12 protein-coding genes (1 of these 12 running past the window's edge) are annotated in these 12,006 nt (G+C 63.8%); 7 read left to right on the top strand and 5 right to left on the bottom strand.

All coding sequences use genetic code 11. The annotated features are described in order from the left end of the window. Positions 1-124 precede the first annotated feature (124 nt). On the bottom strand, positions 125-673 hold the full coding sequence (gene ppa / locus ACNHGR_RS13725; RefSeq protein ID WP_184268428.1) for an inorganic diphosphatase: 549 nt from the start codon (positions 671-673) through the stop codon (positions 125-127). Positions 674-710: 37 nt separating this feature from the next. Continuing rightward, positions 711-2,630, bottom strand: coding sequence for a M61 family metallopeptidase (locus ACNHGR_RS13720; RefSeq protein ID WP_475286785.1), 1,920 nt, complete (start codon positions 2,628-2,630; stop codon positions 711-713). A gap of 143 nt (positions 2,631-2,773) precedes the next feature. On the opposite strand from ACNHGR_RS13720, the gene hisS reads away from it, so the two are divergent. The 6 genes from hisS to ACNHGR_RS13690 all read left to right on the top strand — a co-directional run bounded on the left by hisS (position 2,774) and on the right by ACNHGR_RS13690 (position 10,528). Then, positions 2,774-4,096, top strand: coding sequence for a histidine--tRNA ligase (gene hisS / locus ACNHGR_RS13715; RefSeq protein WP_475286783.1), 1,323 nt, complete (start codon positions 2,774-2,776; stop codon positions 4,094-4,096). Next, a complete protein-coding gene (gene prfA / locus ACNHGR_RS13710) occupies positions 4,096-5,190 on the top strand; it encodes a peptide chain release factor 1 (protein WP_475286781.1) in 1,095 nt (364 codons plus the stop codon). Before hisS ends, prfA begins: the two co-directional genes overlap by 1 nt. Positions 5,191-5,296: 106 nt before the next feature. After that, positions 5,297-6,127: a peptide chain release factor N(5)-glutamine methyltransferase gene (gene prmC, locus ACNHGR_RS13705; RefSeq protein WP_475286779.1), complete on the top strand. Its 831-nt coding sequence runs from the start codon at positions 5,297-5,299 to the stop codon at positions 6,125-6,127. Between the two features lie 310 nt (positions 6,128-6,437). Further along, on the top strand, positions 6,438-7,364 hold the full coding sequence (locus ACNHGR_RS13700; RefSeq protein WP_184268420.1) for a DUF4167 domain-containing protein: 927 nt from the start codon (positions 6,438-6,440) through the stop codon (positions 7,362-7,364). Positions 7,365-7,518: 154 nt separating this feature from the next. Continuing rightward, entirely contained in the window at positions 7,519-8,955 is a 1,437-nt protein-coding gene (locus tag ACNHGR_RS13695) for a DUF4139 domain-containing protein (RefSeq protein WP_475286777.1), read from the top strand. Between the two features lie 16 nt (positions 8,956-8,971). Next, positions 8,972-10,528, top strand: coding sequence for a DUF4139 domain-containing protein (locus ACNHGR_RS13690; RefSeq protein ID WP_475286775.1), 1,557 nt, complete (start codon positions 8,972-8,974; stop codon positions 10,526-10,528). A gap of 128 nt (positions 10,529-10,656) precedes the next feature. On the opposite strand, the gene ACNHGR_RS13685 is transcribed toward ACNHGR_RS13690, so the two are convergent. Continuing rightward, positions 10,657-11,046: a hotdog domain-containing protein gene (locus ACNHGR_RS13685; RefSeq protein ID WP_184272206.1), complete on the bottom strand. Its 390-nt coding sequence runs from the start codon at positions 11,044-11,046 to the stop codon at positions 10,657-10,659. After that, complete coding sequence (locus ACNHGR_RS13680; protein WP_475286773.1) at positions 11,042-11,341, bottom strand: hypothetical protein; 300 nt, start codon at positions 11,339-11,341, stop codon at positions 11,042-11,044. The genes ACNHGR_RS13685 and ACNHGR_RS13680 overlap by 5 nt, the downstream gene beginning before the upstream one ends. 72 nt (positions 11,342-11,413) lie before the next feature. On the opposite strand from ACNHGR_RS13680, the gene ACNHGR_RS13675 reads away from it, so the two are divergent. Continuing rightward, positions 11,414-11,839, top strand: a complete 426-nt coding sequence (locus ACNHGR_RS13675; protein WP_184268411.1) for a CBS domain-containing protein — start codon at positions 11,414-11,416, stop codon at positions 11,837-11,839. Positions 11,840-11,962: 123 nt separating this feature from the next. Here ACNHGR_RS13675 and ACNHGR_RS13670 read toward each other — a convergent pair whose 3' ends face one another. Next, positions 11,963-12,006, bottom strand: the 3' end of a protein-coding gene (locus ACNHGR_RS13670) for a lipopolysaccharide biosynthesis protein (protein WP_475286771.1). The gene runs 1,444 nt beyond the window's last position; 44 of the gene's 1,488 nt are visible here — the last part of the coding sequence; its start codon lies beyond the right edge, outside the window — the gene reads right to left on this strand; it ends in the stop codon at positions 11,963-11,965.

Raw genomic sequence — 12,006 nt, 5'->3', positions numbered from 1 at the left:
TTCCGGCGCAACGCCAGAACGAAGAAAGAGAGATGCCAGCCTTCGCTGGCATGACGAGGAAACTTGATAAAAAGGCCGCGTGGATCACTCCACGCGGCCTTTTCAAATTCCGAAATAACCGGCCTTACGCCGCCTTTTCCGCCTTGCTCGCCTTGTAGCGTTCGATCGCTTCCAGGGTGATCTGCTTGGCGTCTTCCGCCCCGCCCCAGGTGCCGATGCGGACCCACTTGGTCTTTTCCAGATCCTTGTAATGGGTGAAGAAATGCTCGATCTGCTCCATCACGATGCCCGGCAGATCGTCCTTCTCGCCCACATTGCTGTAGTAAGGGAAGGTCTTGTCGTCGGGCACGCAGACCAGCTTTTCGTCGCCGCCGGCTTCGTCTTCCAGATTCAGCACCGCGATCGGGCGCGCGCGCACGACGGAGCCGGGGACGAAGGGCGAGCGGGCGATGACCAGCGCGTCGAGCGGATCGCCATCGGGCGACAGCGTGTGCGGCACGAAGCCATAGTTCGCCGGATAGCGCATCGGCGTGTGCAGGATGCGGTCCACGAACAGCGCACCGGACGCCTTGTCGAATTCATATTTCACCGGTTCGCCGCCGACGGGCACTTCGATGATGACGTTCAGGCTGTTGGGCGGATCGTCGCCGACCGAGATGAGTTCGATATTCATGGAAACGCCTTTTGCTTCAAGTTGCGTTGCGGGTGACTCATGTTCTGGCCTTAAGCAGCTTGTCGAGGCTGCCCTCACCCTCTCCTGTCTTTTCGAGGCGCGGATAGCGCAGCCCGCCCGAATAATCGAGTGTCAAAGTGCGATAGTATTTATCCTGCTTTAGGATGATCTGGATCGGCGTCTTGGCCTTGATCGCGGCCTTCCACACATCGCCGGAAAATTCGTCGCCATTGACGGCCAGGATCTTGGCACCGGTGACGAGGCCGGCCTTGAACGCCGCGCTGTCCCAGATCACGCTGCTGATCTCGCCGTCATTCTTCACGATCGCGCCGATGCCGAAGCTCTGGTCGACCATCTTGTTGGCACCCTCGGCCGCCTTGCTGATGGCGCCCGGCTCCTCGCCATAGACCAGCTTGTAGCCGCCCAGGATGAAGCCGCCCTTGGGTGTTTCCCTGGTCGTACTGTCGACATATTTCTGGAAGAAGCCGGCCCAGTCATAGGGCGCGATGTCGTTGAGCGTCTTGATGACGTCGCCGCGATTATAGACGACCTGCCCCCAATCGCCCGGATTGATGCCGAAGAACGCCTTGGCGAAATCGTCGAGGCCCTTCTTGCCGCGCGTGGCCTTCGAAATGATCGCGTCGGCCTCCAGCCAGATCATCAGACCTTCGTTATAATAATCCTCCGACCGCTGCCAGCTGGTCCAGCCCTTTGGCCTGCGGGCGGAGATGATGGGATCATGGGTGGTGTCCTCCATGGCACGCCACTGGCGACCAACCGCCGTGTCCAGCTTCGCCGCGATCTGGGCATAGGCGTCCAGCGTCTCCTGCTTGCTGAACATGCCCGACCGCGCGCCCAGCACATAGCCCCAGAATTGCGTCTGCCCTTCATAGACCCAGAGCAGATTATCCTGCATCGGCACGTTGAAATCGGGCGTCCAGAGCAGGTCGGGGCGGCGGAACTTGCCGTCCCAGCTATGGGTGAATTCATGCGGCAGCAGGTTGCGGTCCAGCAGCGCCTCGCCCGAATCCCACTTTTTGAAATAGCCCGGCTCGACCTGATTCTCGGACGAGCGATGATGTTCCAGGCCAATGCCGCCCATTTCGTCGGTGATGGCGAGCAGGAAGTCATAATGGTTGAAATGATAGGTGCCGAACAGCGCGCCCGCTTCGGCGACCAGCTTCCTGTGCTTGGCCATCTGCTCCGGCTTGAAATCCAGTTCGTCGGCGTCATCTGCAACGATGTTCAGCGTGACGTTGCTGCCAAGATCGACGGGCTTGAAATAGCGTCCGGCGAAGACAGGGGAATCCTGCAACGCTTCATAATCGATCGTCTCATAGGCGACGGCATTGCCGGTCTTGGTTCCGCGCAGCGCGGTCGCAGCCTGCCAGCCCGCCGGATAGGTCACGGTCGGCTGGATCGGGATCTGCCTTGTATAGTATCCGGCCGGGTAGAGCGACACGCTTTCCCACTGGATGTTCAGCATCTTGGGCGTCACGACGACGCGGCCCTGATTGGGCTGGGTCGCGGACAGGAACTGGAACTGCGCCACCACCTCGGTCGCGCCCTGCGGCACATCGATCTGGAAGGCATAGACGTTCAGCGGATCGCGCTTCCATGTGACCGGCTGGCCATTGGCGGTGAAGGTCAGGCCGGTCAGCTTCTCGATCTGCCCGCGCGGCGCATGATTGCCCGGCAGCCAGGCCGGCATCATCAGTGTCAGCGGGCCGGGGGCGGCGACGGGGATCGTCTCCTTCACGCGGAAGATGCGCTGGGTCGTGTCGGTCGCATCGACCTCCAGCCGGATGGTGCCGCCCGGATAGGGTATGTCCTTTGGTGCAGGGGCGGCATTGTCGACGGGCAGCGCGGTCGGCTTGGACCGGATCGCGTCCTGCGCGAAAAGCGGACTGGCGATGGCCGTGCTGAGGCAAAGGGCGGCAGCGATGCTGCGGATCATGGATGTCTCCAGAAAGGGGATGGGGCCGGACGGCCCGATTGCCCCTTAGCATGGCGAGGGAGGACGGCGGCGTCCACCCCCTGATGGACGGCCGTAAAAAGCGCGTTTCCAAGGGGGTGATTTGCCGTTAAAGGCGCTGCCCCATGGCGAAGATAGAAACGCCGCGCCCGGTGCGCGGAACGCAGGACATGCTGGGCGGCACCACGGAAGCGTTTCAGGAACGCTTCGCCCATGTGGTCGCGACCTTCGACCGGGTGCGCAAACTCTATGGCTTCCAGCGGGTCGAAGTGCCGGTGTTCGAATCCACCGCCGTCTTCGCGCGCTCGCTGGGCGAAAGCACCGACGTCGTCTCGAAGGAGATGTACACGTTCGAGGATCGCGGCGGCGACAGCATCACCCTGCGCCCCGAATTCACCGCCGGCATCAGCCGCGCCTATATTACCGAGGGCTGGCAGCAATATGCGCCTTTGAAGGTCGCGACCCACGGCCCGCTGTTCCGCTACGAGAGGCCCCAAAAGGGCCGCTTCCGCCAGTTCCACCAGCTCGATGCCGAAATCCTCGGCGCGGGCGAGCCGGGCGCGGATGTGGAACTGCTGGTGCTGGCCGACCAGTTGCTGAAGGAACTGGGCGTGTCGGACGGCGTGACGCTCAACCTCAACACGCTGGGCGACGGGCCGAGCCGCGACGCATGGCGCGCCGCGCTGATCGCCCATTTCGAGGCGCATCGCGACCAATTGTCGGAAGACAGCGTGGAGCGGCTAGCGAAGAACCCGCTGCGCATCCTCGACAGCAAGGATCCGCGCGACCGCCCGGTCGCCGACAGCGCGCCGGATATTGACGCCTACCTGACCGACGAAGCGCGCAGCTTCTTCGAGAAGGTGACGAGCGGCCTCGATGCGGCGGGCGTGGCATGGGAACGCAATGCCCGGCTGGTGCGCGGCCTCGATTATTATCGCCACACCGCCTTCGAATTCATCACCGACCGGTTGGGTGCGCAGGGCACCGTGTTGGGCGGCGGCCGCTATGACGGCCTGATCGAAAATCTGGGCGGCCCCTCCACCCCGGCGGTCGGCTGGGCAGCGGGGATCGAGCGGCTGGCGATGCTGATCGACCAGCCCGCCATCGACAAGCCTGCCGTGGTTCTCATCCCCATGGGCGAAGCGGCCGAGACGAAGGCGACCGGTATCATCGCCGATCTGCGTCGCGCCGGTATCGCCTGCGACATGGGCTATCGCGGCAATATGAAGAAGCGGATGCAGCGCGCGAACGCATCGGGTGCGCAGACGGCGATCATCATTGGCGACGACGAACTGGCACAAGGCGAAGTAACCGTCCGTAATCTTGTCGATGGATCGCAGGAACGTTGCAAGATCGAAGCGTTGGCTGACTATCCCTTGATTGGCCATGCCAGCTTTGTCGAAGGATTGCTGAAGGGTTTCGATCCGACAAAGGTGACGCCCAACTAATGCACATTTCCGCCGAACGCATCGCGCAGATCGAGGCGCGCCGGGATGAGGTGCAGGCGGCGATGACGCGCGCCGACCTCGCGCCCGAAGCGTTCGTGAAACTGTCGAAGGAATATGCGGAGATCGAGCCGGTCGCCCGCGCCGCGCATGAAGTGCGCCGGCTGCGGCAGGAACTGGCCGCGCTCGACGTGATGGCCGGCGGCAGCGACGATCCCGACGCCGACCCCCTCATGCGCGAAATGGCGCAGGAGGAAATGCAGCTGATCCGCAGCCAGTTGCCCGACGCCGAACGGGCGCTGGCGCTACAACTGCTGCCCCGTGACGCCGCTGACGCCCGCCCCGCCATGCTGGAAATCCGCGCTGGCACCGGCGGCGACGAAGCCGCGCTGTTCGCCGGCGACCTGTTCCGCATGTATCAGCGCTATGCCGATGCGCAGGGCTGGAAGATGGAACTCTTGTCGGCCAACGCCTCCGAACAGGGCGGGTTCAAGGAGGTCGTCGCCAGCGTCAACGGCACCGGCGTCTTCGCCAAGCTGAAATTCGAAAGCGGCGTCCACCGCGTCCAGCGCGTCCCCGCGACCGAAAGCGGCGGGCGCATCCACACCAGCGCAGCGACCGTCGCCATCCTCCCCGAACCGGAGGAAGTCGACGTCCAGATTGCCGACAGCGACCTGAAGATCGACATTTACCGCGCGTCCGGTGCCGGCGGCCAGCATGTGAACACCACCGACTCCGCCGTGCGCATCACCCATCTGCCCAGCGGCATCGTGGTGACGCAGCAGGACGAGCGGTCGCAGCACAAGAACAAGGCGAAGGCGATGCAGGTGCTGCGCGCCCGCATCTACGAAGTGGAGCGCGAGCGGGCCGCCAGCGAACAGGCCGGCGCGCGCAAGGCAATGGTGGGATCGGGCGACCGCTCCGAACGCATCCGCACCTATAATTTCCCGCAGGGTCGCGTCACCGACCACCGCATCAACCTGACCCTGCACCGCCTGCCTGAAATATTGGAAGGGCCGGGCCTGGGCGAGGTTATCAACGCGCTGGTCGCGGAAGATGAGGCCGCTCGGCTGGCGCAGCTGGACGGGGTAAATTGATCCTTTCCCTTTCCCCATTCCCGTCATCCCCGCGGACGCGGGGACCCATCTCCCATAAGGCGTGTCATGGCGCGTCGTTTGGAGCTGGGTTCCCTCTTTCGCGGGAATGACGAACGGAGGCATCCCCGACGCTCTGCGCGCTGCAACTGTCCAACTCGCTGTCGCAAGCGACACCGCGCGGCTCGATGCCGAATTGCTGATGGCCCATGCGCTCGGCCTGTCGCGCGGCGACATGCTGCTGCGCCAGCGTGACCTTACCGTACCGGATAGCTTTGCCACCCTGCTGACCCTGCGGCTGGATGGCGAGCCGATCGCCCATATCACCGGCATGCGCGATTTCTGGACGATCAACCTTGCCGTAACGCCGGACACGCTGATCCCCCGCCCGGACAGCGAGACTTTGATCGAGGCCGCGGTCGATCACTTCACCGGTCGCGCGCCCGCGACCATCCTCGATCTGGGCACAGGCTCGGGCGCGCTGTTGCTCGCCGCGCTGGCGGAATGGCCGCAGGCGCGCGGGCTGGGCATCGACGCCTCTCCCCCTGCCCTTGCCGTGGCACAAGGCAATGCCGACCGGCTCGGCATGAGCGCCCGCGCCGATTTCCGTCTTGGCGACTGGGCGCAGGATGTGGATGGCCCGTTCGACCTGCTGCTCATCAACCCGCCCTATATCGTTGCGGATCTGGCCCTGTCCGGGGACGTGCTGCGCGAACCGGCCAGCGCGCTCTTCGCCGGGGCCGATGGGCTGGACGATTATAAGCGCATCGCGCCCGACCTGCCCCGGCTGATCGCGGCAGGCGGCATGGCCGCGATCGAGATCGGCTATGACCAGAAGGACAGCGTCTCCGCGCTGCTGCACGAACAGGGGCTGGCCGTCGCCGTCCGGCACGACCTGGCGGGCCATGATCGTTGCCTCATCGCCACCTATCCCGCCTGAGCAAGGGTTGATTTACCATCGGACAAGCGAAAATTGCTTGGTTTCTCGATGGAAAGCCATTACATCGGCTTCAGGAACGGCTCTATCTTGTGACATGATCGTTTAGATCGTTGATAGAAAAGGCCGTTTTCCTAGCTCCTTATAGTCATGACGGCGCTCGCTGCGCAGGCGCCGGTGGCAGCTGGGGGAATGATCCGAAGGATCATGCCTGGCGGAGCCGTATACGGCCTGAAGAGCAGGCCGTGCTTGGGGATGGCGACTGAACAGTGTTTTCAGTGAATTTTGTCATAGCGAACGCAAGGATCATGTCTTGATCAACAACCGGCAGGCCGGCCGCCGCAATCGCGGCCGGAACAATAACAACGGACGTCCTAACGGCAACAATCGGGGCGGTGGCGACAACGGTAACCGCATCGACAGCCGCGCCCGTGGCAATGCGACCCAGCTTCTTGAGAAATACAAGAATATGGCGCGTGATGCCCAGATGGCCGGCGACCGGGTCAATGCCGAATATTATCTGCAATTTGCCGATCATTATTTCCGCGTGCTCGCCGACAACCGCGCCCGCCAGGAAGAGCAGCAGCAGCGCTTCCGTCCCCGCGATGAGAGCAATTTCGACGAGGATGGTGACGATTTCGACGGAGGCTTCGACGGCAACGACGATTTCCGCGCCGACGCCCAGCCCCAATATGACCGCACCCCGCGTGAGCAGGGCCATTATGATCGCGCTCCGCGTGACCGGTCGGATCGTCAGGAAGAGGGCCGCGATTCGCGTGGGTATCGCGAAAGCCGCGACCAGCGCGACGACCGTGAAGGTCGTGCCCCGCGCAACAACGACCGCCGCGATCGTCCCCGTCGGGATCGCTTCGTTGCGGACGGTGCTGCGCCCCAGCAGGAACTGGGTGTGGAAGGTCCGGCCGGCAATCCCGCGCTCGACGCGCCGCAGCTGGCACCCAAGCCCAAAGCCTCGCTTCGCCCCCGCGTTGAGGCTCCCCGTGCCGAGTCGAAACCCGAAGCCCAGCCGGTTGCCGCCGCCGCGGAACCGGCCGAGGCCGAAGCGCCCCGCGCCCGTCGTGGTCGTCCACGCAAGACCGCCGTGGCCGAAGGCAATGAGAGCCTTGACCTGGCGGTGCTGCCGCCCTCGATCGCCCGTGCCGACAATGATGCCGAACCGGCCGAGGACGCGCCCAAGAAGCGCACCCGTCGCTCGCGTGCGGCAACCGAAGCTGCCGAATAAGCGATCGGTAGGATGAGGAAAAAAAAGGGGGCGGCGCCATGATGCGCCGGCCCCTTTTTTGTTGGCGCTCATCTTTTCATGGCGGCGCGACAAGGCCGCTTTGCAAGTCGCTCGCAATCCGGCACAACATCTTCACATATCTGGAGAGTTGCCGATGAAAGCCGCGCCCCTGCTGTCCCTGCTGCTGACCGCCCTCCCCGCTTCCGCTTTGGCGCAATCACTCAGTTCAGCCGATCCCACAGGGGCCACCGCGCAGGGCGATGTCGCCGTCACCATCTATAATGGTGGTCAGTCGCTGGTGCAGGATGACCGGCAACTGACGGTCAATGCCGGGCGCACCCGCATCGAATTTCCCGACGTGTCCGCCCGTATCCGCCCCGAAACGGTGAACCTGTCCGGTCCCGGCCTCGCCATCGTCGAACAGAATTTCGACTATGACCTGCTGTCTCCCGACAAGCTGATGGACAAGGCGGTCGGGCAGGAGGTGACGTTGGTGCGCACCAATCCGGCGACCGGCGCGGAAACGCGGGAGCGGGCCAAGATATTGGCGGCCAATGGCGGCATCGTGCTTCAGATCGGCACCCGGATAGAGGTGCTGCGCGACGATGGCCTGCCGGTGCGGGTCGTGTTCGACCGCGTGCCGTCCAATCTGCGTGCCCGCCCGACCCTGTCGGTCACGGTTCAGGCCGATCGTGCCGGCACCGTCCCGGCCCGCCTCTCCTACCTCACCCCCAATCTCGGCTGGACCGCCGATTATGTCGCGCTGTTCGATGCGGCCAAGGGGGCGATGGACATGCAGGGCTGGGTCACGCTCACCAACAATAGCGGCACGACCTTCACCAATGCGAAGACGATATTGGTGGCCGGCAACCCAGCCAATGGCGGCGGCCGCAGCAACTGGTGGCAGGGGTCGAGCGGCGCGATCGATCAGGCCGGCACCGAAAGCGGCCCGCGCGAACGGCTGGGCGATTATTATCTTTATCCGCTGGCTGCTCGCACCACGATCGCCAACGCCCAGCAGAAACAGGTCAGCTTCCTCGACGTGAAGGGCGCGCCGGCCCGCGCCACCTATGAATATGTCAATGGCTGGCTCGGCAGTTCCGCCGAGCCGATGAGCGCCTCCAGCGTCCTCAAATTCTCGACGTCGAAGGATGGCGGCCTTGGCGACCAACTGCCCGCCGGCACGATCCGCGTCTATATGCGCGATGTGCGCGGCAATCCGCAATTTATCGGCGAAAACAGTATCGACCATACGCCGATGGGTTCCTCCATGGCCCTGCGCACCGGCGAAGCCTTCGACGTCAAGGTCCGCCCGACCGTGGAGCAGCGCACGAAGAAGGGCGGCAGCCGCTGGGAAACGAAGATGCGCTACACGTTGACCAACGCCCGCGCCCAGCCCGTGACGATCGACCTCGCCCAACAGGGCCTGTGGGGCGACACCCGCGTCATCACCCAAAGTCTGGGGGGCCAAAGTCTGGAGGGCCAGAGTCAGGAAGGAAAGCGCGTATCGGCCGACCGGATGGAATGGAGCGTGCCGGTGCCCGCCAACGGCACGGTCGATCTCAGCGTCACCTTCGATTCGCGCTACTGACCGGAGCGGCGCCCGCGTGTCGCGTCTCCTGCTCCTCTTCCTCCTGTGGGCGATCGCACTGCCGGTTCAGGCCGGCACGGTCGTGTCGCCGCGCGCCGATTCGGTGTCCGTCACCATCTATCGCGCACCGGGCCGGGCAAAGGGCGCGATCGACCGCAACTGGCCGCGTGGCTATGCGCTCGTCACCGAAATCCGCGAGGTCGATCTGCCGCAGGGCGAATCGGTGATCCGGTTCGAAGGCGTGGCGGAAGGGCTGATGCCCGAGACCGCGATTCTCGCCGGCATGCCGCGCGGCGTGCGCGAGAAAAATCGCGATGCCCGCCTCCTCTCCCCTGCTGGCCTCGTCGACGCCTATCTCAAGCGCAGCGTCACCCTGCGCCGCACCGACCGCAAGACCGGCAGGGTGACGGAACAGGAGGCTATCATCTCTGCCGGGCCGATGGGCGGCGTCATCGTACAGACGGCGCAGGGCTATGAGGCACTGGGGTGCAGCGGCCTGCCCGAACGCATGCTCTATCCCCGCGCGCCTGCCGATCTGTCGCCGCGCCCGACCCTGTCGGTGATCGCGACCAGCGATCGGCCGACCCGTGCCCGGCTTGAACTCACCTATCTGGCCGAGGGATTCGACTGGGCCGCCAATTATGTCGCCGACATGAAGGAGGATGGCAAAACTCTGGACCTGATGGCCTGGCTGACTGTTGCCAATGGCGGTGTTACCGGCTTTGCCGATGCGCAACTGAACGTCATCGCCGGCCAGCCCAACAAGCAGCACCGTGGCGTACAGCCCCGCCCGACCGGCGGCCCGCTGCGCCTGCAATGCTGGCCGACGGATATCACCAGCACCCATCCGGTATGGGAATTATTCCCGGTCCAGTTGACCGAACCGATGATGATGGAGGGGGCATATGACATTGTGGTTTCGGCCCAACGCCGCACAAGCCGCCTGTTCGCGCCGGCTCCGGTCATGGCCCCTCCGCCCCCGCCGCCTCCCCCACCACCCCCTCCGCCCGAGGATGTCGGCGATCTCAAACTCTATCGCGTGCCCGTCACCGTCGATGTGGCGGCCAAGGCGCAAAAGCAGGTCGCGCTGCTTCGCCAATCAGATGTGAAAGTGGAGCGGCTCTACATCGCCAGCATTTTTGCCCCGACCAACGGGCCGATTCCGATGACGCTGCGGCTGCGCGTGCAGAATCGCAAGGACGACGGACTTGGCCTTGCCATGCCTTCGGGCCAGGTCGCGATTTTCGAGCAAGTGGATGGCTTGCGCCTGCTCGCGGGTGAGGCGGACATTGGCGACAAGGCGGAGGGCGAGCGCGTCGACTACGACCTGGCGGCCAGCCCAGATGTCCGCATCCTCGTCCGGCAGACGGCGCAATCGCGCAAGAGCCGCGACTGGACCCTGAGCTTGAGCAACGCCCGCCCCTTTCCGGTCGTGGCGGAAGTGACCATTCCCCATGATATCAGCCCGCGCCCGACCGACATGGAACGGCGCGGCAACAGCTGGATCTGGCGCATCACTATCCCCGCTAATGACAAGCGCGTCTGGTCCTACCGCGAAGCGCTGAAACGATAAGGAAAGCAAACCAAGATCCGTTCGCTTCGAGCGAAGTCGAGAAGCTGCTAGGGCAAGGCTTCCCGTTTCTCGACACGCTCAAAACGAACGGCGATAGCGGAAGATCTGATGTCGATCTCTCCGGACAGTCAGATCACCGGCAACGGACGCGGCCGGTGCTGATTGTCCAGAGCGACGAAAGTATAGACACCGCTGGTCAGCACCACCTCGTCCATGGCGATGCCGCGCGTTGCCACGACATCGATGCGGATCGCCACCGATGTGCGGCCGCGTCGTTCCTCCTTCGCATAGACCGACACGACATCGCCCAGCAGGATCGGCGTGATGAAGGTCATGCTTTCGATCGCCACGGTCGCCACCGCGCCTTGGGCGATGCGCGACGCGACAATGCCGCCGGCAATGTCCATCTGGCTGAGCACCCAGCCGCCGAAAATATGACCATTGGCGTTGATGTCGGTCAGATGGGGCACCAGCCGCAACACCACCTCGCCCCGATCCGCGCCCGTTTCCGTCTCAATCGTCAAGCGGCACCTCGTCCTTCAGTCGGTCCATCACCTGTTCGTCATGCCCGGTCCCGCTCGACAGGAAGGCCAGCGCCATCAGTCCGGTGCCCAGCATGAAGGTCAGCCATACGCCCAAAATCGTGGCGATCACCATGTGAATCGGCATGTCGCCCGACCGCCTGTGCAGGAAGAACAGGGCGATCCCGACGCAGACTGCGCCGCCTAAGGCCATCCATGCCATGATGCGCCGGAAACGCGCCCAGGCGGTCGCCGCGATTTCCGGATCATCCAGGGCCTGTTTACGCGTCATCCCTTTATTTTGCGCGACGAAAGTGGGATCATCAAGCGCCCATGGGAAATGTCTCGGACAAGGAGAGTGGTCATGACCATTGCAGCGATTTTGCAGGGCAAGAGCGACGTCATCAGCGTGCATCCAGACGATAGCGTGCAATCCGTCGTGCAATTGCTGTCGGAACGGCGAATCGGCTGTGTCCCGGTGGTCGATGATGGTCAGGTGGTCGGCATCTTCTCCGAACGCGATCTGGTCTATCGGGTGGCGAAGGACGGTCCGGCGGCACTGGATCACAGCGTCGGCGAAGTGATGACCGCGCCTGCCATCACGATCGATGACGATACGCCGGTGATTCATGGCCTGTCGCTGATGACGAAGCGGCGCATCCGCCATCTGCCGGTGGTGGTCGATGGCGCGCTGGTCGGCATGATTTCGATCGGCGATCTCGTCAAATATCGCATCGACAGCATAGAGGCCGAAGCGGCCTCGCTGCGCGACTATATCCAGACGGCGTAAAAGGGCAGGGCGCTCGCTCTTAGAGCAGTTCTCGATCCGATTATATCGGTTCGGCTGCTCTAAGTTATTGGTTTACCGCATTTTCCGAGTCAGCAGGTGATTCCACCTGCTTAGAAAATGCTGTTAAGCGGGCGCCTGCACCGGTGGCGCGCGGCGAATCATCAGCG

The organism is Sphingobium sp. RS1 (genome assembly GCF_056156825.1).
This window is presented reverse-complemented; position numbering and strand designations above follow the sequence as displayed.

Bases quoted from the DNA above. Each gene is read 5' to 3' on its own strand.
- ACNHGR_RS13675 (WP_184268411.1), top strand. From the start codon at position 11,414: ATGACCATTGCAGCGATTTTGCAGGGCAAGAGCGACGTCATCAGCGTG.
- ACNHGR_RS13695 (WP_475286777.1), top strand. From the start codon at position 7,519: ATGAAAGCCGCGCCCCTGCTGTCCCTGCTGCTGACCGCCCTCCCCGCT.
- ppa (WP_184268428.1), bottom strand. From the start codon at position 673: ATGAATATCGAACTCATCTCGGTCGGCGACGATCCGCCCAACAGCCTG.
- ACNHGR_RS13680 (WP_475286773.1), bottom strand. From the start codon at position 11,341: ATGACGCGTAAACAGGCCCTGGATGATCCGGAAATCGCGGCGACCGCC.
- ACNHGR_RS13720 (WP_475286785.1), bottom strand. From the start codon at position 2,630: ATGATCCGCAGCATCGCTGCCGCCCTTTGCCTCAGCACGGCCATCGCC.
- hisS (WP_475286783.1), top strand. From the start codon at position 2,774: ATGGCGAAGATAGAAACGCCGCGCCCGGTGCGCGGAACGCAGGACATG.
- prmC (WP_475286779.1), top strand. From the start codon at position 5,297: ATGACGAACGGAGGCATCCCCGACGCTCTGCGCGCTGCAACTGTCCAA.
- prfA (WP_475286781.1), top strand. From the start codon at position 4,096: ATGCACATTTCCGCCGAACGCATCGCGCAGATCGAGGCGCGCCGGGAT.